Source organism: Luteimonas sp. 100069 (genome assembly GCF_003813845.1).
GTDB lineage: Bacteria > Pseudomonadota > Gammaproteobacteria > Xanthomonadales > Xanthomonadaceae > Luteimonas > Luteimonas chenhongjianii.
Genome location: NZ_RPFN01000002.1, coordinates 190952 through 211698, shown reverse-complemented (window position 1 = coordinate 211698; position 20747 = coordinate 190952). Strand labels below are relative to the sequence as shown.

Sequence of the window (20747 nt, the reverse complement as noted above, 5' to 3'; positions counted from 1 at the left end):
ACCGGCAACCGCTAAAATCGCCGGTCCGCCGTAGATGCCGCCTTCGATGACCGAGTCCGTCCGCACCACGTTCCATGGTTTCGAGCAGTTGCCGCTGCGCGAGTTCGCCGAGCGCGCCTATCTCGATTACTCGATGTACGTGGTGCTCGACCGCGCGTTGCCGTTCATCGGCGATGGCCTCAAGCCGGTGCAGCGCCGCATCGTCTACGCGATGAGCGAGCTGGGCCTGGGCGCCGCCGCCAAGCCCAAGAAGTCCGCGCGCACCGTCGGCGACGTGATCGGCAAATACCACCCCCATGGCGACAGTGCCTGCTACGAGGCGCTGGTGCTGATGGCGCAGCCGTTCTCGTACCGCTATCCGCTGATCGACGGCCAGGGCAACTTCGGCTCCAGCGACGATCCGAAATCCTTCGCGGCGATGCGCTACACCGAATCGAAGATGACGCCGATCGCCGAGATGCTGCTGGCCGAACTGGGCCATGGCACCGTCGACTGGACCGACAACTTCGACGGCACGATGCAGGAGCCCTCGTGGCTGCCGGCGCGACTGCCACACCTGCTGCTCAACGGCACCACCGGCATCGCCGTGGGCATGGCGACCGACGTGCCGCCACACAATCTCGGCGAGGTGGTCAGCGCCTGCGTGCGCCTGCTCGAGGATCCCGACGCGAGCGTGCGCGATCTGTGCGAACACGTGCGCGGTCCCGACTATCCGACCACCGCCGAGATCATCACCCCGGCCGCCGACCTGCTCGCCATGTACGAGACCGGCCACGGCAGCGTGCGTGCCCGGGCGACGTTCGAGAAGGAACACAGCAACATCGTCATCACCGCGCTGCCGCACCAGGTCAGCCCGAGCAAGGTGATCGAGCAGATCGCAGCCCAGATGCGCGCCAAGAAGCTGCCGTGGCTGGAGGACATCCGTGACGAGTCCGACCACGCCAATCCGGTGCGCGTGGTGCTGATCCCGCGGTCGAACCGCGTGGATGCCGAGCAGCTGATGGGTCATCTGTTCGCGACGACGGATCTGGAGCGCAGCTACCGGGTCAACCTCAACGTCATCGGTCTGGACGGTCGTCCGCAGGTCAAGAACCTCAAGATGCTGCTGTCGGAGTGGCTGCAGTTCCGCACCACCACGGTCACGCGGCGCCTGACGCATCGGCTGGAGAAGGTCGATCGCCGACTGCACCTGCTCGAAGGCCTGCTGGTCGCGTTCCTCAACCTCGACGAGGTGATCCACATCATCCGCACCGAGGACGAGCCGCGCGGCGTGCTGCAGGCGCGCTTTGCGCTCAGCGACGAGCAGGTCGACTACATCCTCGAGACGCGCCTGCGCCAGCTGGCCCGCCTGGAGGAGATGAAGATCCGCGGCGAACAGGCCGAGCTCGAAAGCGAGCGCGATGGCCTGATGTCGACGCTCGCCAGCCCCGCAAAACTGAAGAAGCTGCTCAAGGACGAGCTGCTGGCCGATGCCAGGAAATTCGGCGATGCGCGCCGCTCGCCGCTGGTCGTGCGCGGCAGCGCCCAGGCGCTGGCGGAGACCGACCTGGTGCCGAGCGAGCCGGTGACCATCGTCATCAGCGAAAAGGGCTGGGTGCGTGCCGCCAAGGGCCACGACGTCGATCCGGCGGCCATGAACTACCGCGAAGGCGACAGCCTGCTGGCCTTCGCGCGCGGCCGCAGCACGCAGCAGGTCGCGTTCCTCGATTCCACCGGGCGCAGCTATTCGACGGTCGCGCACTCGCTGCCATCGGCGCGCGGCAACGGCGAGCCGTTGACCGGGCGCTTCTCCCCGGCCGCGGGCGCCTCGTTCCAGACCGTCGTCAGCGGCGAGGCCGATGCCCGCTTCGTCATCTCGTCCTCGCATGGTTACGGCTTCGTGACCCGCTTCGAGAATCTCACCAGCCGGCAGAAGGCCGGCAAGGCAATGCTGTCGCTCTCGCCCGGTTCGACCGTACTGCAGCCGGCCGGCGTACGCGATCCGCAGACCGATCGCCTGGTCGTGGTCACCAGCGCCGGCCATCTGCTCGCATTCCCGGTGGCCGAGCTGCCGGAGCTCGACAAGGGCAAGGGCAACAAGATCATCGAGATCCCCAAGGCCAAGCGCGGCACCGAACAGGTGGTCGCCGTCGCCGTAGTGCCGCCGGCTGGCTCGCTACTGGTGCGCTCGGGCGCGCGCACGATGACGCTGACGTTCAAGGATCTCGATGCCTATATCGGCGCACGCGCCTCCCGGGGCGGCCTGCTGCCGCGAGGCTGGCAGAAGGTCGAAGGGTTGACGGTCGAGTAAGACAAGGGCGCGCATGCCGGTGGACCGCCATGCGCGCCTGGTCGATCCGCGCGTCGTGAGGTTCCGGCCGTGACATCTCACGGCCTTCGCGCCCGAGGCGCGGTCGGCAAGGACGTACGACCTCAGGCTTTCGTGGGCACGCCCCCATGTGACCGTCGCCCCGTCAAGGAGACACCATGCACCCCGAGTTCTGGCACGAGCGCTGGTCCAGCAACCGCATCGGCTTCCATCGCGACGCGCCGTTGCCGCTGCTGGCCACCCACTGGCCGGCGCTGGGACTCGCTGCCGAGGCCCGCGTGTTCGTGCCGCTGTGCGGCAAGTCGCTGGACATGGTGTGGCTGGCCGAACGCGGACATCGCGTGCTCGGCGTCGAGCTGTCGGAGCTGGCGGTGCGCCAGTTCTTCGACGAGCGTGGCCTCGCGCCGTCGGTCCATGAGACCGCGACGGGGCGGCATTTCACCGCCGGACCCTACGAGCTGATCGTCGGCGACGCGTTCGCGCTCGACGCGAAGACGCTCGCCGACTGTGCAGCGGTCTACGACCGCGCGGCCATGATCGCCCTGCCGCCGGACCTGCGCCGCACCTATGCCGCTACCGCGTGGCGCGATCTGCCTCCCGGCTGCCGGGGATTGCTGATCACGCTGGAATATCCGCAGGCCGAGAAGGCTGGGCCGCCGTTCGCTGTGGACGCGGACGAAGTGGCTGCCTTGCTCGATCGGGACTGGGTGGTCGACGTCGTCGAGCGACGCGACATCCTCACCAACGAGCCCGGGTTCGTTGCCGATGGCGTCACTGCCTTGTCGACGGCGGTATATCGGGTGGCGCGGCGGGGGTGATGCCGGTTCTGGGCGGCGTGCGGTACGGGATGTGCCCGGCGGCGGCCCTCACCCCAACCCCTCTCCCGGAGGGAGAGGGGCAAAGAGAATGCGCGCGGGTTCCAGCCTCTGCCCCTCTGGTCGCCACGCTTGGAAGCCAATACCCGCGAAATCCGGGCCCCCTCCCTCCGGGAGAGGGGTTGGGTTGAGGGCATGCGGCCCACCCCGATGGCGCCGAAGGAGGCCGTCGTCAGCGGCGAATCGGGAAAACAGAAACGCCCGCGACAGCCGCAGGCGTTCCAACGATTCCCCAACGCGGCGAATCCGCCGCGTCCATCTCACCCGACGCCAGGATGGGCACCTTCTTCGCCCATGCGGCTCTGCTGGTAGCGCTCGATGCCGATCATGCGGATCAGGCGCAGCTGCTTCTCCAGCCAGTAGGTGTGGTCTTCCTCGGTGTCGGCCAGCTGGGTCACCAGCACTTCGCGGCTCACGAAATCGCCGTGCTGCTCGCACAATGCGATGCCCTTGGCCAGGTTGTCGCGCACGAGGTATTCGAGATCGAGATCCTTGCGCAGCATCTCCTCCACGGTGACGCCGGGCTCGAACGCATCGGGACGCATGTCCGGCACGCCTTCCAGGAACAGGATGCGCTTGAGCAGCGCGTCGGCGTGCTGGGTCTCCTCCTCCATCTCGTGGTTGATGCGCGCGTAGAGCTGGTACAGACCCAGGTCTTCATAGCGGCGCGAATGCAGGAAATACTGGTCGCGCGCCGCCAGCTCGCCACGGAGCAGGAACTTCAGGTAGTCGACAACTTCGGGATGACCCTTCATGGCAGCTCTCGCGACGCGTGGAATGCATGCAGTATGCCGGCGCGCGGTGAAGGATGATCGGATGGGAATGGATGCATTTCGCATTCTCAGGCGGGTTGCCACGACCCGGCGGCATGCGCCACCACGGGCAAGCGCGTAGACTCCCGCGCCTTTCCGCCCGGCGTCTCCCGCAATGAAGATCGGCATCGATTTCGGCACCAGTTATTCGGCCGCCGCCGCGCGCGTCGGCGACGACCTGGTGCACATCCGCTTCGACGGACAGCCGCAGTTCCGGACCGCGGTGTATTTCCCGACCACCCTGCCCGACCTCGACGCCTTCGAACTCGACGCGGCGATGGAAGCCGAGGTCGACGCCATTGCCCGCTCGCTGCGCAGCGAGCAGTCCCGTGCCGGCACGCCACCGCGCCCTTCGGCGTTGCTGCGCCGCGACGCCATCCGCGTGGTCCGCCGGCGGTGGCTGGAAGCGCGCATGCGCGATGCCGCCGCGTCCGCCGCCGACCTGCAGCACGCCGTCTTCGGTGAGGCGGCGATCGAGAGCTATCTGCTCGAAGGCAGCGGCAATCTGGTGCAGTCGCCGAAATCCATGCTCGGCTTCAACCTGCATCCGCGCGCGAAGGAGACGATCACCGGCATCGCCGCGCACATCCTCGAGCACATCCGGCTGACCGCGAGCCAGCAGCTCGGCACCACCGTGCGCGCGGCGACGCTGGGGCGGCCGGTGCGCTTCCGCAGCTCGCTCGGCGAGGCCGGTGGCGAGCAGGCGCTCGCGCTGCTGCGCGAGGCGGCAACCCAGGCGGGCTTCGATGCGATCGAGTTCCTCGAAGAACCCGCCGCGGCCGCGCTGCACTACCACGCCGCCAGCCCGGCGCGGCACACGACCCTCGTCGTCGACATCGGCGGCGGCACGACCGACATCGCACTGGCCGAGATCGGCGGCGGCGAGGCGCCACGGGTGCATCGCGCCTGGGGCGTCGCCAACGGCGGCACCGACGTCGACCTGGCGCTCAGCATGGCCCAGGTCATGCCCCTGTTCGGCAAGGGCGCCAGCCGCATCCCGGTCCATCACTTCGTCGAAGCGGCGACCGTGCAGGACATGCCGCGCCAGCGCGAATTCCACAACCGCGATTTCCGCCATGTCGATGCGCCCTTCGGCGCGCGGCTGCAGGGCCTGCAGCGCGACGGCGGCACCACGCGGCTCTACCGCGGCGTCGAAGGCATGAAGGTGCGGCTGAGCGGCCATGACACCGCCGGGCATGCACTCGACTACATCGAGCCCGGTCTACGCGTGGACGCATCGCGCGCCGATCTCGAGGCCGCCAGCGCGCGCTTCCTCGCAACCATCGGCGGACTGCTCGACGAGGTCCGCGGAGAACTCGATGCACCGCCCGACAGCCTGTTCCTGACCGGCGGCATGTCCGGCGCGCCCTATGTGCAGGCCGCCGCGCAGGCACGCTTCCCCGATGCACGCATCGTCCGCGGCGATCCCTCGCTGGGCGTGGTCTCCGGCCTCGCCGAGCACGCGCGCACCTGACCGACCGCCCCTGCCTGCGTGGAATAATCCGTCGGGGCCGCATCCGTCGCGGCCGGGGAAGCGCGATGCGCAAGTGGTTGCTGCGGACGGTGTTCACCCTCGCCGTGGTGCTGGTGCTGGCATGCGCCGGCACGTGGCTGGCGCTGCGTGCGAGCCTGCCGACGCTGGACGGCGAGATCGCACTGGAAGGACTCGGCGCGCCCGCCACCATCGAGCGCGATGCCGACGGCGTTGTCACCATCTCCGCCGCGAACGAAACCGATGCGATGCGCGCACTGGGCTATGTGCACGCGCAGGAGCGCTGGTTCGAGATGGACCTGATGCGGCGCGTGCCGCCGGGGGAACTCTCGGCGCTGTTCGGCGCGCGCGCGCTGGAAGCGGATCGCCGCAACCGCGTGCACCGCATGCGTGCGCGGGTGGAGGCTTCGCTTGCGGACATCGCCGGCGACCGCATGCCGCAGCTGCAGGCCTATGCCGACGGCGCCAATGCCGGACTTGCCGCACTGCGCGTGCGGCCATGGCCCTACCTGCTGCTGCGGCAATTCCCGCAACCCTGGACTCCCGCAGACTCCGTGCTGACCGGTTTTGCGATGTATTTCGATCTGCAGGACGCGACCAACGCCCGCGAGCTGGCGATGCATCGGCTCGCGCCCGCGCTGCCGCCGGCCCTGTTCGATCTGTTCGCGCATGCAGGCAGCCGCTGGGACGCGCCGCTCTTCGGCGCCACGCGGGGCGATGCAGTGTTGCCGGGCGCGGACGTCGTGGATCTGCGGTTGTTGGAGATGGTGGAGGGGGATGGCGGTCTTCGGGAACGTTCGCCGTTTGCGTCCATGGGTGCCGCACGAGACGAAGCTTCTTACGGAACATCTCCGCTGGCCCTCACTCCACCACCTGCTCCGCAGGTGGTCCCCCTCTCTCCCGCAACGCGGGAGAGAGGCGTTGGTGCGCCGCCTTCGGCGGCGGATCTTTCGCCGGGCAGCAACAACTTCGCCGTGTCCGGCGCCCTGACCGGCGACGGCCGCGCGCTGGTCGCCGACGATATGCATCTGGGCCTGCGCGCACCCAACATCTGGTTCCGCGCCCGGCTGCGCTATCCCGATCCGCGCGCGCCGGGTGGCCGGGTCGATGTCACCGGCTTCACCCTGCCCGGCCTGCCGGCCGTCATCGTCGGCAGCAATACCCACATCGCCTGGGGCTTTACCAACAGCTACGGCGACTTCCTCGACTGGCAGCGCCAGACGCCGTGCGGAGCGACGCCCACCGCAGGCTGTGTGCCGGTGGTGCGACACACCGAGCGCATCGAGGTGGCCGGAGGCGAGGCCGTCGAATTGGTCGTCGAGGAGAGCGACTGGGGCCCGTTGATCCACCGCGGCGACGATGGCAGCGCGCTGGCATTGCGCTGGACTGCGCATCTGCCCGGCGCCCTGAATCTCGGCCTGGCGGACTTCGCCCTTGCACGGGATGTCGATGACGCGCTGGCGATCGCCGACCGCACTGCGATGCCCACGCAGAACGTGGTGATCGGCGACCGCGTCGGCGCGATCGCCTGGCGCCTGCTCGGACCGATCCCGGTGCGGGGGCCGGCCTGCGACGGCGCGCGCGTGTCGGTACCGGCCGGTGCGGCCACCAACGCCTGCGCGCCCTGGTCCGTCGCCACCGATGCCTCGCCGGTGCTGCGCTCGCCCGACACCGATCGCCTGTGGACCGCGAACAACCGCGTCGTCGACGGCGCCGACTTCGTGCGCATCGGCGACGGCGGTGCCGCGCTCGGCATCCGCGCCTGGCAGATACGCGAAGGACTCGCCGCGCGGACGCGCTTCACCGAACAGGACCTGCTCGCGATCCAGCTCGACGATCGCGCGACGCTGCTGTCGCGCTGGCACGACCTGCTGCGCGACGTGGGCGGGGACGCGGCGGAAGACAGCGCGATGCGCGCACTCGCGGAGGCTTCGCGCGACTGGAGCGGTCACGCCAGCGTCGACTCGGCCGGCTACCGGCTGGTGCGCGCCTGGCGGATCGGAGTACATGCACGGCTCGCCGAGGGCCTGGCCCTGCCGGCACGGGCGAGACTCGGCAAGGACTTCGCGCTGCCTGATCCACCGAACTTCGAGGGTGTGGCGTGGCCGCTGGTCGAGCAGCGCCCGGCCCATCTGCTGCCACGTCGGTTCGCCTGCACCGCCGACACCCAGCGCGGCGCCTGCGTGCCGACCACCGACGGTTGGGCGGCCCTGTTCGAGGATGCCGCGCGCGAGGTCCGGGACACGCTTGGCGCGGACGGCCCGCTGGCGCAGCGCACCTGGGGAGAGCGCAACACCGCGGCGATCTGCCACCCGCTGGCTTCGGCCGTACCGTTGATCGGCAGGCGGGCCCTGTGCATGCCGGCCGAGCCGCTGCCCGGCGACGGGACCGTGCCCCGCGCCCAGGGCCCCGCCTTCGGCGCCTCGCAGCGCATGGTGGTGGCCCCCGGGCACGAGGCCGACGGCATCGCCCATATGCCGGGCGGACAGAGCGGGCATCCGCTGTCGCCGTACTGGGGCGCCGGCCACGCCGACTGGGCCGCGGGCCAGGCCACGCCATTCCTGCCGCAGGCCACCACGCACACGCTGCGGCTGGTGCCGCGCTAGCGGCATCCGCAAGTCACGGTGCGTCCTCGCGGTCCTCATCCACCGCCGCGGCCGAGCGCACGCGGAACACGACGCTGATGCGCGGCCCGACCGGTCGCGCGGTCTTGGGGATGCCGTGCAGATGGGTCAGCTGCGAGGCATGACTCATCACCAGCACGCTGCCCGGCGCGAGATCGACGGGAACAGCCTTCGCGCCTTCCCGCTGCGCGCGCAGCAGCATGCGCCGCGGCGCACCCAGCGACAGCAGGCCCAGCGGCTGCCCGGGCGCCAGGGTCCGGAGCGTGTCGTGGTGCATCGCCACGCTGTCCTGGCCGTCGCGATACAGGTTCAGGCCAGCGCCGGTGTAGGGCGCCGGCGCGAGCCGCTGCACCAGCGCGAGCATCGGGGCAAGCGGCAGGTCGGCCGGCAACGCATCCGTCCGATAGGCGGCCAGCAACCGCGGGACGGCGACGATGCGGTCATACATCGGCCGTTGCTGGGACTGCCAGCGAGCGCCATCGCGCAAGGCTTCGAACCATGCGGCGGCGGTCTGCGCGTCGACCGCACCCGGCCAGTAGCGCACACCGCCTTCGGCGTCGTCGACGAGGGTGATCGCTTCAGGGGAACCGAACAGATCCATGACCCGATCATTCCAGCACGGAGGTGTCGCGCAGGACGCGACGGTGCCGCAGAGGGCGCTCCACCGACGCGCGGCGGCGTGGGCGGGTTTGGTTTATGCGGGGTCTCGCGCACCGGAAACGCACGCCGCGACCTCGGGCGGCCGTCTTCTGACGGCGGAGCAACGCTTGACGCCTCCGCGCCCGCTGGCGAGCATCACCGGCTCCTGGTGTGGAGCGCGCGCATGGATGGCCTGCGGTTCCTGGGCATCGCCCTTCTGGCAGTTTCACCGGTGCTGGGCGTGGTGGCCCTGGCGGTCCGCTACGCCGGCGCGCGAGCGAGACCGCTCACCGGCGTCGATTACCGCCGCGTACACGATGCGGAGGCGCTGCATCGCTGGGCCGGACGCCGGCTTGCGATCCTGCCGGCCACGGCCTTCGTCCTCGGCCTGGCCTCCTTGCGGATGCCCGGCCTGGCCCTGCCGCTGACCGGGCTGTTCGCACTCGTTTCCATGGTGGTCGGCGCCTGGATCGCCCTGGGCGCCGAACGCTTCAACAGACCGACGTAGGCCGCGGCGCAGCCGGCTTGCCACGGCCGGAGCGCGCGCAGCGCCCGCTGTCGTTGCGCCGTTCAGTCGCGCAGTTCGATCACGTCGAATTCCACGACCGGATCGACCTCGGCGTCATAGTCCACATCACTGCGCTCGAAGCCGAACAGCTTCAGGAACTCGTGCTTGTAGCCGGCGTAGTCGGTGAGTTCCGACAGGTTCTCCGTGGTGATCTGCGGCCACAGCGCCTTGCACTGCGCCTGCACGTCATCGCGCAGCTCCCAGTCGTCCAGACGCAGGCGGTGTTCTTCGTCGAGCTCGGCCGGCGCGCCGTCGGCGCGATACATGCGCTCGCGGAACAGGCGGTCGAGCTGGTCGAGCGTGCCCTCGTGGAGTCCCTTCTCCTTCATGACCTTGAAAGCGATGGCGATGTACAGCGGCAGCACCGGGATGGCGGCGCTGGCCTGGGTGACCACGGACTTGAGCACGGCAACGTTCGCGCTGCCGCCGGTTTCGCCGAGTTGCGCATCGATGCGCCGCGCGGTTTCATCGAGATCGGCCTTGGCGCGGCCCAGGGCGCCGTGCCAGTAGATCGGCCAGGTGATCTCGGTGCCGATGTAGCTGAAGGCGACCGTCTTCGCGCTATCGGCGAGCACGCCGGCATCGCGCAGCGCGTCGATCCAAAGCTGCCAGTCCTGGCCGCCCATCACGGTCACGGTGTCGGCGATCTCCTGCTCGGTCGCGGGTTCGATCGAGGCCTCGATGATCTGGTCCTTGTTGGTGTCGATCGCGGTCGAGGTGTAGGCCTCGCCGATCGGCTTGAGCGCCGAGCGCTTCACTTCGCCGGTGTCGGGCAGCTTGCGCACCGGGGATGCCAGCGAATACACGACCAGATCCACCTGGCCGCCCATCTCGTTGCGGATCAGCTCGATCGCCTGCGCGCGCGCCGCATCCGAGAACGCATCGCCATTGATCGAGCGGCTGTAGAGCCCGGCCTGCTTGGCATACCTGTCGAACGCGGCGGCGTTGTACCAGCCGGCGGTCCCGGGCTTCTTCTCGGTGCCGGGCTTTTCGAAGAACACGCCGAGCGTGTCGGCGCCGAAGCCGAACGCAGCGCTGATGCGCGCCGCCAGGCCGTAGCCACTGGACGCGCCGATCACCAGCACCTTTTTCGGTCCGTCGTCGCGCACGCCGCGCGCGCGCGTGGCCTCGATCTGGTCACGCACGTTGAGGTCGCAACCGGTCGGATGCGTGGTGGTGCAGATGAAGCCGCGGACCTTGGGATGGATGATCACTGTGCTGCCCGTGTGTCTGGAAACGTGGCGCCCAGTTTACGGGCTGGGATCGCGGCGGTCCCGTACGGGGGTCGATGGTGACGCGCCGATCCGACGCGGTGGTTCCGTCACCATGCACTCGCCTCGTGCGCGGCAGCGCATGCAGACCATCGCTTCGCAGGCAGCGCCGGAGCGCGTCGCCGGCCACGTCGGCGATCCACGTTGCGCATGGCGCGCGCGCCGGTCTTCGCCTGCCGGCGCCGGAACGGGCGCGTCCTGCGATTGACAGCACTCGGCTGTGCGGCTGAACTGTGCGTCGTTTTTTCAAGGACGTTGTGCATGTCGTTTCACTGGAGCGATTCCCCACTGCGCTACGGCCTGGTCACACGCGTGCTGCACTGGGGCATGGCGGCGCTGCTTGCCTGGCAGTTCCTCGGCATGGGTGTGAAGCTCACGCTGGGCCGGCATCCGCTGACGGCCTTTCTCGTCGGCACGCACAAGCCGATCGGCACCACGCTGATGCTGTTGATCCTGTTGCGCGGCGCCTGGGGGCTGTCGCAGTGGCGACGGCGCCCACCGCATCCGGCCACCCGGGCAGGCCGCCTGGCGGCGCTCGGCCATGCGCTGCTGTATGCCTTGATGCTCTACGTGCCGATCGTCGCCCTGCTGCGCGAGTTCGGCTCGGGCCGGGGTTTCGCTCCGTGGGGCATCCCGCTTTTCCCGGCGACTGGAGAACGGATCGACCAGCTGATGGCACCGGCCAACCTGTCCCACGGCCTCGTCGCATGGACCCTGCTGGCGCTGATCACCGGGCACGTGGCGATGGTCGCGCTCCACCATTTCGTGTGGCGCGATACGACGCTGTCGCGGATGGCAGGAAAGTTCTGATCCGACGCGTGGTTCCGCGGAGTGCCTGGGATCGTCGCTCCGCATGGTCATGACCGTTGCCGTCGGGCCGATGCGGCTCAGCGCTTCAGTACAGCTGGAACGACGCACGACAAGCCGCGCTTGCGCGACATCAATGTAGAGCGGCCACCATCGGGCAGCGGCCGGCGCGACGCGCACCCAGCGGGACTGCGCAGGAGCATCAGCGCCTGCGCGTTTCGCCCCGCCCCGCCGCACCGGCGGCCCGGGGAGGCAGGACGGTCGCGCTCCACTGGACGGGCCGCACCGTCAGTCCATCAGGCCACAGCGGCGTTGTGCACACCCGCCACCGCCCGCCCCGAAGGATCGGCGGCGCTGGCGAAGGCGGCATCCCACGCGATCGCCGCGGGCGACGAACATGCGATCGATTTGCCACCAGGCACGGTCATCGCCGCTGCAGGTGACGGAAACACCTGCTCGAACAGGCAGCGATAGAGATAGGCCTCCCTGGTCTGCGGCGGATCGTGCGGGAACCGGCGCGCTGCGGCTGCGAGCTCGCGGTCGCTGACATGCTCCAGCGCGTGCGCCTTGAGGCCATCGATCCAGCCGTAGCCCACGCCATCGCTGAACTGCTCCTTCTGCCGCCACAGGATCTCGTCGGGCAGATGACCGTCGAAGGCGGCACGTAGCACGCCTTTCTCCATGCGCTGGAAGCTGTCGCTGCCGCGATGGATCATCTTGTGCGCGGCATCGAAACGCATGGCGACATCGAGGAATTCCCGGTCCAGGAACGGGACGCGCGGCTCGACGCCCCAGGCCATCATCGACTTGTTCGCGCGCAGGCAATCGAAGGTATGCAGCGCATCGAGCTTGCGCACCAGCTCTTCGTGGAACTGGCGTGCATCCGGCGCCCGGTGGAAGTACAGATAACCGCCGAAGATCTCGTCGCTGCCCTCGCCCGAGAGCACCATCTTCACCCCCATCGCCTTGATGCGGCGCGCGAGCAGGAACATCGGCGTCGACGCGCGGATCGTGGTCACGTCGAAGCTCTCGACATGACGGATCACGTCCGGCAGCGCGTCGAGACCTTCCTCCAGGGTGTATTCGAAGCCATGGTGCACGGTGCCCAGCGACTCGGCGGCAATCGCGGCGGCCGCGAGATCGGGCGAGCCCCGGAGGCCGATCGCGAACGAATGCAGGCGCGGCCACCAGGCCTCGCTGCGGTCGCCGTCCTCGACGCGGTGGCGCGCATAACGCGCGGCCACGGCGGCGACCAGCGAGGAATCCAGACCACCCGACAGCAGCACGCCGTAGGGCACGTCGGTCATCAGCTGGCGATGCACCGCCGCTTCGAACGCTTCGCGCAGTTCGTCGAGCGACACGTCCACACCTTCGACCGCCTCGAAGTCGCGCCACGGCCGCCGGTAGTACCGCGTGAGTACGCCGGTGGCACTGTCATAGAAGTGCCCTGGCGGAAACTGCGAGACATCGGCACAACTGTCGGCAAGCGCCTTCATCTCGGACGCGACGCGCAGGCGGCCCTCGCGGTCGTGCCCCCAGTACAACGGCACCACGCCGATCGGATCGCGGGCGATGATCGCGCGGCCGCTGTCGCGGTCCCACAGCGCGAACGCGAAGATGCCGTTGAGCCGTTCGAGGAAGGCGGCCGGGCCGCTGCCATCGGTCTCATGCTCGCGGTAGAGCGCGTTGACCACCTCGCAGTCCGATGCGGTCTTGAACGCGTAGGCCGAGCGCAGGCCGGCCTTCAACGCCTGGTGGTTGTAGATCTCGCCGTTGACTGCCAGCACCAGCGCCCCGTCCTGCGACAGCAGCGGCTGCGAACCGCCGGCAGGGTCAACGATCGCGAGGCGCTCGTGTACGAGGATCGCCTGGTCGTCGACGTACACGCCGCTCCAGTCGGGCCCGCGGTGGCGCTGGCGCTGCGAACATGCGAGGGCCTGGCGACGCAAGGCAGACACGTCGTCGCCTGGTTGCAGGCCGAAGATGGTGAAGATCGAACACATGGTGGGGCTCCTGAGCGGGTGATCGGGTCGATGGAGCCGGATACGGGCATGAAAAAACCCGCATCGCGGCCGATGCGGGTTGTGTGATTCGGTGCCTGCGCGTTCTTGCCTGTATTGCTACGTCCGCGCCCGCTCCCACACCCGCATCGGCCGCGCACGATTGTTCGTGCGCAGTGCGTTGCGGTTGCGATTGTTGGCGGCGATCTGCGGCATGGGATCGAAACTATCGGCGCAGCGCTCGTGGTGCAACCGTTGCGTGCGCAACAACCGCGTTCCCCCATGCAACCCACCTCCGAACCAAGCGGTTGCTCCAGCGCTGCCGCGCGGCAAGAGCGGCGATCGGCGGGCTGGCGGGCTGGCGGGCCGGCAGGTTCACACGCCAGCATCCGGCGCGGCGTGGCAGACCGATGCGCAGTGCGCGGACAGGGCCGCACCACGGCGCACATCCAGTCGCCAGCGAGGCCCCAACGAAAACGGGCCGCTTGCGCGGCCCGTTTCCTTGTTGCTTCGGACGCTGGCGATTACTCGGCCGGCGTGCCCTCGCCTTCGGCGACGGCCTTCATCGACAGACGGATACGGCCCTGCTTGTCGACTTCCAGCACCTTGACCTTGACCACGTCGCCTTCCTTGAGCACGTCGCCGACCTTCTCGACGCGCTCGTTGGAGATCTGCGACACGTGGACCAGGCCGTCCTTGCCGGGGGAGATCGTCACGAATGCGCCGAAGTCCATCAGCTTGACGACCTTGCCCTCATAGATCCGGCCCGGCTCGACGTCGGAGGTGATCTGCTCGATACGCTCCTTGGCGGCACGGCCGGCGGCCGCGTCGACCGAGGCGATCGTGATCGTGCCGTCGTCCTGGATGTCGATCTGGGTGCCGGTCTCCTTGGTGATGCCCTGGATGACCGAACCGCCCTTGCCGATGACCTCGCGGATCTTGTCGGGGTGGATCTTGATCGTGATCAGGCGCGGCGCGAACTCGCTGAGTTCGGTACGGGCGGTGGTCAGCGCGCTGCTCATCTCGTTGAGGATGTGCAGACGACCCTGCTTGGCCTGTGCCAGCGCGACACGCATGATCTCTTCGGTGATGCCCTGGATCTTGATGTCCATCTGCAGCGCCGAGATGCCGTTGGTGGTGCCGGCAACCTTGAAGTCCATGTCGCCGAGGTGATCTTCGTCACCCAGGATGTCCGACAGCACGACGTACTCGTCGCCTTCCTTGACCAGACCCATCGCGATGCCGGCGACCGGTGCCTTGATCGGCACGCCCGCGTCCATCAGCGCCAGCGACGAACCGCAGACCGACGCCATCGACGAGGAACCGTTCGACTCGGTGATCTCCGACACGACGCGGATGGTGTACGGGAACTCTTCCATCGTCGGCATCACGGCGAGCACGCCGCGCTTGGCGAGGCGGCCATGGCCGATCTCGCGACGCTTCGGACCCATCATGCGGCCGGCTTCGCCCACCGAGTAGGGAGGGAAGTTGTAATGGAACAGGAAGTGTTCCTTGTACTCGCCGGAGACCGAATCGATGATCTGGCCGTCGCGGGCGGTGCCCAGCGTGACCGCAACGATCGCCTGGGTCTCGCCACGGGTGAACAGCGCCGAGCCGTGCACGCGCGGCAGGATGCTGACCTTCGAGCTGATCGGACGCACCTGGTCGAGCGCGCGGCCGTCGATGCGGACCTTGGTCTTGAGGACCGAGTTGCGCATCGTCTGGTATTCCTGCTCGCTGAACTCCTTCGACAGCTCGCCGGCCGACCAGGCATTGGCCTCGGCGTGCGGCGCGACGGCTTCGAGGATCGCCTTCTTGACCTTGGAGATCGCGTCCTTGCGCTCGAGCTTGTCGCGCACCTGGAACGCGCCGGCCAGCTGCTCGCCGACCGCATTGCGGATCGCGGTGATCAGGCTTTCGTTGGTGGCCGGAGCCGACCACTCCCACTTCGGCTTGCCGGCCTCGGCGACGAGCTCGTTGATCGCGGCGATCGCGACCTGCATCTGCTGGTGACCGAACATCACCGCGCCGAGCATCACGTCTTCCGACAGCTCCTTGGCTTCCGATTCCACCATCAGCACCGCGTTGGCGGTACCGGCGACGACGAGCTCGAGGTCCGAATCCTTCAGGGCCGACACGGTCGGGTTCAGCAGGTACTGGCCGTCCTTGTAGCCGACCTTCGCCGCGCCGATCGGGCCGTCAAATGGCGCGCCGGAGAGCGAAAGCGCGGCGGACGCGCCGATCAGGGCCAGGATGTCGCCGTCGACTTCCGGGTTCATCGACATCACCGTGGCGATCACCTGGACTTCGTTGCGGAAGCCATCGGGGAACAGCGGACGGATCGGACGGTCGATCAGACGCGAGGTCAGCGTCTCCTTCTCCGTGGCGCGGCCTTCACGCTTGAAGAAGCCGCCGGGAATGCGGCCGCCCGCGTAGAACTTCTCCTGGTAATCCACGGTGAGCGGGAAGAAATCCTGCCCCTCGCGTGCGGTCTTGTTGGCGACCGCGGTGACGAGCACCTGGGTGCCGTCGCAGGACACCATGACGGCGCCGCCAGCCTGGCGCGCGATCTCGCCGGTCTCGAGCGTCACGGTCTGGCTGCCGTACTGGAAGCTCTTTGTCACTTTTGCCACGTTGGAATTCCTTGATGTCTCTTGCGATGAACCGGCCGGAACCCTTGCCCCGGTCGGGCGGGCGTTACCCACGCCCAGAAAAGAACCACGGCGCATTTCTGCGCCGTGGTGGGTGTCACGCTTAGCGACGCAGGCCGAGCTTTTCGATCAGCGCCTTGTAACGATCGGCATCCTTCCGGTGCAGATAGTCCAGCAGGCTGCGACGACGGTTGACCATCATCAGCAGGCCGCGGCGGCTGTGGTGGTCCTTCTTGTGCGTCTTGAAGTGCTCGGTCAGGTGCACGATGCGTGCGGTCAGCAGGGCGACCTGGACTTCCGGCGAGCCGGTGTCGTTGTCGCCGCGCTTGTGTTCTTCGATGATCTTGCCGTTGTCGATGCTGCTGGTCATTGCTGTTCTCTTGACGCGGGTCCCGCAGAAGATCGCGCTGTGCAGTTCGCACCGGCGCGTACCGCCCGGACCGCCATGAAATGGATGTTGCGGAGTGCCCCTAAAAGGGCGCACGAATTGTACCGCCGACCCGGAAGCCGGACAAGGCAGGCCATTCAGCCCGCAGTGTCCGACCCTGCCCGACGGAACATGCGTTGGGGCCTTAGACGGCCGTTCTCGTCCACGTGGCCCAGGCCCTCGGCCAGTCCGGCCGGGCCCATGACCGCGACCTCGCCTGCTGGTGCGTACGGCCCAGGCAGGTCCTGCCCATGCTGGAGACGCGCCGCCTGGCGAAGATCGACATGAACCTGCGGCCAGGCCAGCATGCCCGCCTCGATGTCCAGCACGCAGGCTTCGAGCTGCGCCTCGTCGCGGGCGGCCAGTGCCTGCAGGTCTTCGAGCGTCCACATGCGCGGATCGCGGAACGGGTCCACCCACAGCCGCCGCAGCTCGGCCACGTGGGCCCCGCAGCCGAGCAGTTCGCCCAGATCCCGCACCAGACTGCGCACGTAGGTGCCGGAACCGCATTCGACGTGAAGCCGCAGCTGCGGCATGCCGCCGGGCTCGACCACGCCGTCGAGCAGGTCGGCGGCGGATTGGAGTTCGAACGCATGCACGTCGACCGGTCGGGTATCGATCTCGACCGTCTCGCCACGCCGCGCCTTGGCATAGAGCGGCTCGCCGCCGCGCTTGAGCGCCGAGTAGATCGGCGGTCGCTGCTGGATGCGGCCGACCAGCTGACCGAGCGCGGCATCGAGCATCTCGATGCTCAGCGCCGGCACCGGGCGCTCGCGCAGCACCTCGCCGTCGGCATCGTCGGTATCGGTCACCTGGCCGAGCCGGGCGACCGTGGTGTAGGCCTTGCGCGCGCCGAGCAGACCGCCGGCGATCTTGGTGGCCTCGCCGAAGCACACCGGCAGCAGGCCGGTCGCCAGTGGATCAAGGCTGCCGGTATGCCCGCCCTTCTCGGCACGGAACAGGTGCCGCACGCGCTGGAGGGCCTGGTTGGAACTCATGCCGCGCGGTTTGTCGAGCAGCAGGATGCCGTCGAGCTTGCGGAACTTCGTGCGTGGCCGATCCTGGCCGCGGCGGTTCGCGCGCGGGCCGCTCGATGGACGGGGCACCGGCGCGACCGCAGGGTCGCGATCGCTCACTCGGCGGGACGTCCGTCGTCGAGGTCGCGCAGAAGATTGTCGATGCGTTCGCCGCGGTCGACCGAATCGTCGTAGTGGAAATGCAGCTCCGGCACGTGGCGAAGCTTGACCGCGCGCGCAAGGCGGAAGCGGATCTCGTGCGCCACCGCCTTGAGCCCCTTCATGGCTTCGGCGGCGCGCTCGGACTGCAACGCGGTCACAAAGACCTTGGCGTGGGCCATATCACGGGTGACCTCGACGTCGGACACGCTCACCGAAGGCAAGCCGTGTTCGGAGACCGCCTCGCGCACGAGCGTGCCGAGCTCGCGGCGCAGCTGGGCGGATACACGGTCGGTACGGTGGAAGGATTTGGTGGACACGGGAATGGGGCCTGTAACGATGGAACGGGACGGCCAGCGGCCGCCGTAGACGACGACGGCCGGGTCCGTGGGAAACGGAGCCCGGCCGCCGGTGTTTGCCGCCCGGCGCGCCCTTAGAGGGTGCGCTGGACCTCGATGCGCTCGAAGCACTCGATCTGGTCGCCCGGCTTGATGTCGTTGTAGGCCTTGACGCCGATGCCGCACTCGGTGCCGTTACGCACTTCGTCGACGTTCTCCTTGAAGCGGCGCAGCGATTCGAGCTCGCCTTCGAAGATGACGGTGTTGTCGCGCAGCACGCGGATCGGCTTGTTCCGCCGGACCACGCCCTCGATGACCATCGAGCCTGCGACCGCGCCGAACTTCGAACTGCGGAACACGTCGCGCACTTCGGCCACGCCGATGATCTCCTCGCGGATCTCCATGCCCAGGATGCCCGAGGCGACCTGCTTGACCTGGTCGATCACGTCGTAGATCACCGAGAAGTAGCGCAAGTCGAGACCATTGCTCTCGATCACCTTGCGCGCCGATGCGTCTGCGCGGACGTTGAAGCCGATGATCGTCGCCTTCGCCGCGGCTGCGGAGTTGGCATCCGACTCGGTGATTCCGCCGACGCCCGAAACGATGACGTTGATGCGGATCTGATCGTTCGACAGTGCGACCAGGGCCTGCTTGAGCGCTTCGACCGAACCCTGCACGTCCGCCTTGATGACCAGATTGAGCGACAGCTGCTGCTCGGCCTGGCCCATCTGCGCCATGATGTCTTCCATGCGGTTGCCCGCGGCCTGCACCAGGCGCGTCTCGCGACGCTTGGTCTCGCGCTGCTGGGCCACTTCCTTGGCCAGGCGCTCGTCGGCGACCACGACGAAGTCGTCGCCCGCGTCCGGCACGCCCGAAAGGCCAAGCACCTGCACCGGGATCGACGGGCCAGCCGTCTGCACCTGGTTGCCGGTTTCGTCGAACAGGGCGCGCACACGGCCGTACTGCACGCCGCAGACGAGGTAGTCGCCACGCGCCAGCAGGCCGTTCTGCACCAGTACCGTGGCCACCGGGCCGCGGCCCTTGTCCAGCGACGATTCGATCACGGTACCGCTGGCGCGGCCTTCGGCCACCGCACGCAGTTCGAGGATCTCCGACTGCAGCGAAATCGCATCGAGCAGATCGTCGACGCCGTCGCCGGTCTTGGCCGACAGTTCGACCATCTGCGTGTCGCCGCCGAACTCCTCGGCCACGATTTCGTGCTCGAGCAGCTCGTTCTTGACCCGCGACGGGTCGGCGCCGGACTTGTCGATCTTGTTGATCGCGACGATCAACGGCACCTTCGCCGCCTTCGCATGCTTGATCGCCTCGACCGTCTGCGGCATGACGCCGTCGTCGGCCGCGACCACCAGGATCACGATGTCGGTGAGCTTGGCGCCACGTGCGCGCATCGACGTGAATGCCGCGTGGCCCGGGGTGTCGAGGAAGCTGATGACGCCCTTCTCGGTCTCCACGTGGTACGCGCCGATGTGCTGGGTGATGCCGCCTGCTTCGCCGGAGGCGATCTTGGTGCGACGGATGTAGTCGAGCAGCGAGGTCTTGCCGTGATCGACATGACCCATGATCGTCACGACCGGCGGACGGGGCACCAGCTCGCCCTGCGTTTCGCCCACGTGTGCGATCAGCTCGCTCTCGGCGTCGTCGGCATCGGCGCGCACCGGAATGTGGCCGAGTTCTTCGACGGCCAGCGCCGCGGTGTCGTGGTCGATCGACTGGGTGATGGTCGCCATGACGCCCATCTTGAACAGCGCCTTGACCACGTCGCCGCCCTTCATCGCGAGCTTCTGCGCAAGGTCGGCCACGGTGATCGCATCGCCGATCGCCACTTCGCGCTGCATCGGCGCGGTCGGACGTTCGAAGCCGTGCGGGCCACCACCGCTGCGCGACGGCGCATTGCCGCGACGCTGCGGACCACCACGCTGCGGCTTGCCGCGGGTGTTGCTGGTGCTGCGACGGGCGCGGTCGGAGGCACTGAGGTGCAGCTGGCCGGCGAATCGCGCGGTCTTGTCGTCGTCCTCGACGCCGCTGACCATCGCATGCGAGCCGCGGTTGCCCTTCTTGGCACCGGCAGGCGCGTTGCGGTCATCGGCGCGCGGCGGCGTGGCCGGCTTGTGGCCATGGCCGTGCGCAGGCGGCGCGCGGCGGACAGTCTCGGTGGCTTCCGCCGCCGGCGGCGGCGCGGCGGCGGCAGCAGCCGCCTGCTCGCGCAGGCGCTCGGCCTCGGCCTCGGCCTCACGCTTGCGCTGCTGGACCTCCTCGGCGCGGCGCCGGTCATCCTCAGCCAGGCGCTGCTGCTCGGACAGGTTCTTCTGGCGCGACGCCTCGAGCTTGCGCAGGATTTCGGCGCGCTCGGATTCAGGATCGACCTTGCCACCCTCGCCGGGGCTCAGCGTGACCTTCTTGCGGACGACGACATCGACCGTCTGGCGGTTCTTGCCGCCACCGACCGTCAGTTCCTGCTTGCGGCTGCGGCTGAGCGTGATCTTCTTCGGCGCGGCGACTTCCTCGACCGGGGCATCGCCCTTGCCGTGCGCGCGCTTCAGGAAGCCGAGCAGCTTGAGCTTCTCGGCACTGGTGACGACCTGGTCGGGATCGCTGAACGGCATGCCCGCTTCGGACAGCTGTTCGAGCAGTTTCTCGACCGGCGTGTTCACCAGTGCGGCCAGCTTACGGATGGTGGTTTGTTGCGACATTCGTGGTTCCGGTTCCTTGCGCGCCGCCGCGAAGGCGGCGCAGTGGATT

Annotated in this window: 15 protein-coding genes; 6 read left to right on the top strand and 9 right to left on the bottom strand. The window is 68.5% G+C overall.

The features are described from left to right. The first annotated feature begins 46 nt into the window (after positions 1 to 46). Positions 47 to 2290 carry a DNA topoisomerase IV subunit A gene (parC, locus tag EGK76_RS07440; RefSeq protein ID WP_123832181.1) on the top strand — a complete coding sequence of 748 codons (2244 nt, stop codon included), beginning with the start codon at positions 47 to 49 and terminating at the stop codon, positions 2288 to 2290. Positions 2291 to 2466: 176 nt separating this feature from the next. Then, positions 2467 to 3126 (top strand): thiopurine S-methyltransferase, encoded by a 660-nt coding sequence (locus tag EGK76_RS07435; RefSeq protein WP_123832180.1) that lies wholly within the window; start codon positions 2467 to 2469, stop codon positions 3124 to 3126. A gap of 317 nt (positions 3127 to 3443) precedes the next feature. On the opposite strand, the gene bfr is transcribed toward EGK76_RS07435, so the two are convergent. After that, entirely contained in the window at positions 3444 to 3938 is a 495-nt protein-coding gene (gene bfr, locus EGK76_RS07430) for a bacterioferritin (protein WP_096297567.1), read from the bottom strand. 172 nt (positions 3939 to 4110) lie between these two features. Here bfr and EGK76_RS07425 point away from each other — a divergent pair, with 172 nt between their 5' ends. Beyond that, positions 4111 to 5469: an Hsp70 family protein gene (locus EGK76_RS07425; protein ID WP_123832179.1), complete on the top strand. Its 1359-nt coding sequence runs from the start codon at positions 4111 to 4113 to the stop codon at positions 5467 to 5469. A gap of 65 nt (positions 5470 to 5534) precedes the next feature. Continuing rightward, positions 5535 to 8093 carry a penicillin acylase family protein gene (locus EGK76_RS07420; protein ID WP_123832178.1) on the top strand — a complete coding sequence of 853 codons (2559 nt, stop codon included), beginning with the start codon at positions 5535 to 5537 and terminating at the stop codon, positions 8091 to 8093. 13 nt (positions 8094 to 8106) lie between these two features. Here EGK76_RS07420 and EGK76_RS07415 read toward each other — a convergent pair whose 3' ends face one another. After that, complete coding sequence (locus EGK76_RS07415; protein WP_123832177.1) at positions 8107 to 8712, bottom strand: alpha-ketoglutarate-dependent dioxygenase AlkB; 606 nt, start codon at positions 8710 to 8712, stop codon at positions 8107 to 8109. A gap of 222 nt (positions 8713 to 8934) precedes the next feature. Between EGK76_RS07415 and EGK76_RS07410 the strand changes: the two genes are divergently transcribed. Further along, the gene (locus EGK76_RS07410; RefSeq protein WP_123832176.1) at positions 8935 to 9258 is read left to right on the top strand and encodes a hypothetical protein; all 324 of its coding nucleotides are present in this window, start codon (positions 8935 to 8937) and stop codon (positions 9256 to 9258) included. Positions 9259 to 9320: 62 nt separating this feature from the next. Here the strand turns inward: EGK76_RS07410 and fabV are convergent, their stop codons facing one another. Continuing rightward, complete coding sequence (gene fabV, locus EGK76_RS07405) at positions 9321 to 10532, bottom strand: enoyl-ACP reductase FabV (protein WP_123832175.1); 1212 nt, start codon at positions 10530 to 10532, stop codon at positions 9321 to 9323. 318 nt (positions 10533 to 10850) lie between these two features. On the opposite strand from fabV, the gene EGK76_RS07400 reads away from it, so the two are divergent. Next, on the top strand, positions 10851 to 11399 hold the full coding sequence (locus EGK76_RS07400) for a cytochrome b (protein WP_123832174.1): 549 nt from the start codon (positions 10851 to 10853) through the stop codon (positions 11397 to 11399). 293 nt (positions 11400 to 11692) lie between these two features. Here the strand turns inward: EGK76_RS07400 and asnB are convergent, their stop codons facing one another. The 6 genes from asnB to infB all read right to left on the bottom strand — a co-directional run bounded on the left by asnB (position 11693) and on the right by infB (position 20698). Further along, complete coding sequence (gene asnB / locus EGK76_RS07395) at positions 11693 to 13399, bottom strand: asparagine synthase B (protein WP_123832173.1); 1707 nt, start codon at positions 13397 to 13399, stop codon at positions 11693 to 11695. A 521-nt stretch (positions 13400 to 13920) separates the two neighbouring features. Continuing rightward, entirely contained in the window at positions 13921 to 16029 is a 2109-nt protein-coding gene (gene pnp / locus EGK76_RS07390; protein WP_123832172.1) for a polyribonucleotide nucleotidyltransferase, read from the bottom strand. Positions 16030 to 16150: 121 nt separating this feature from the next. After that, positions 16151 to 16417 (bottom strand): 30S ribosomal protein S15, encoded by a 267-nt coding sequence (gene rpsO / locus EGK76_RS07385; RefSeq protein ID WP_096297558.1) that lies wholly within the window; start codon positions 16415 to 16417, stop codon positions 16151 to 16153. 155 nt (positions 16418 to 16572) lie between these two features. After that, complete coding sequence (gene truB / locus EGK76_RS07380) at positions 16573 to 17580, bottom strand: tRNA pseudouridine(55) synthase TruB (RefSeq protein WP_255409779.1); 1008 nt, start codon at positions 17578 to 17580, stop codon at positions 16573 to 16575. A gap of 26 nt (positions 17581 to 17606) precedes the next feature. Next, positions 17607 to 17969, bottom strand: coding sequence for a 30S ribosome-binding factor RbfA (gene rbfA, locus EGK76_RS07375; RefSeq protein WP_179948227.1), 363 nt, complete (start codon positions 17967 to 17969; stop codon positions 17607 to 17609). Positions 17970 to 18082: 113 nt separating this feature from the next. Beyond that, positions 18083 to 20698 (bottom strand): translation initiation factor IF-2, encoded by a 2616-nt coding sequence (gene infB, locus EGK76_RS07370; RefSeq protein WP_123832171.1) that lies wholly within the window; start codon positions 20696 to 20698, stop codon positions 18083 to 18085. Positions 20699 to 20747 lie beyond the last annotated feature (49 nt).

Coding starts and splice junctions, on each gene's coding strand:
- EGK76_RS07425 (WP_123832179.1), top strand. CDS start 4,111: ATGAAGATCGGCATCGATTTCGGCACCAGTTATTCGGCCGCCGCCGCG.
- infB (WP_123832171.1), bottom strand. CDS start 20,698: ATGTCGCAACAAACCACCATCCGTAAGCTGGCCGCACTGGTGAACACG.
- bfr (WP_096297567.1), bottom strand. CDS start 3,938: ATGAAGGGTCATCCCGAAGTTGTCGACTACCTGAAGTTCCTGCTCCGT.
- asnB (WP_123832173.1), bottom strand. CDS start 13,399: ATGTGTTCGATCTTCACCATCTTCGGCCTGCAACCAGGCGACGACGTG.
- rpsO (WP_096297558.1), bottom strand. CDS start 16,417: ATGACCAGCAGCATCGACAACGGCAAGATCATCGAAGAACACAAGCGC.
- EGK76_RS07400 (WP_123832174.1), top strand. CDS start 10,851: ATGTCGTTTCACTGGAGCGATTCCCCACTGCGCTACGGCCTGGTCACA.
- parC (WP_123832181.1), top strand. CDS start 47: ATGACCGAGTCCGTCCGCACCACGTTCCATGGTTTCGAGCAGTTGCCG.
- EGK76_RS07415 (WP_123832177.1), bottom strand. CDS start 8,712: ATGGATCTGTTCGGTTCCCCTGAAGCGATCACCCTCGTCGACGACGCC.
- EGK76_RS07410 (WP_123832176.1), top strand. CDS start 8,935: ATGGATGGCCTGCGGTTCCTGGGCATCGCCCTTCTGGCAGTTTCACCG.
- EGK76_RS07420 (WP_123832178.1), top strand. CDS start 5,535: ATGCGCAAGTGGTTGCTGCGGACGGTGTTCACCCTCGCCGTGGTGCTG.
- EGK76_RS07435 (WP_123832180.1), top strand. CDS start 2,467: ATGCACCCCGAGTTCTGGCACGAGCGCTGGTCCAGCAACCGCATCGGC.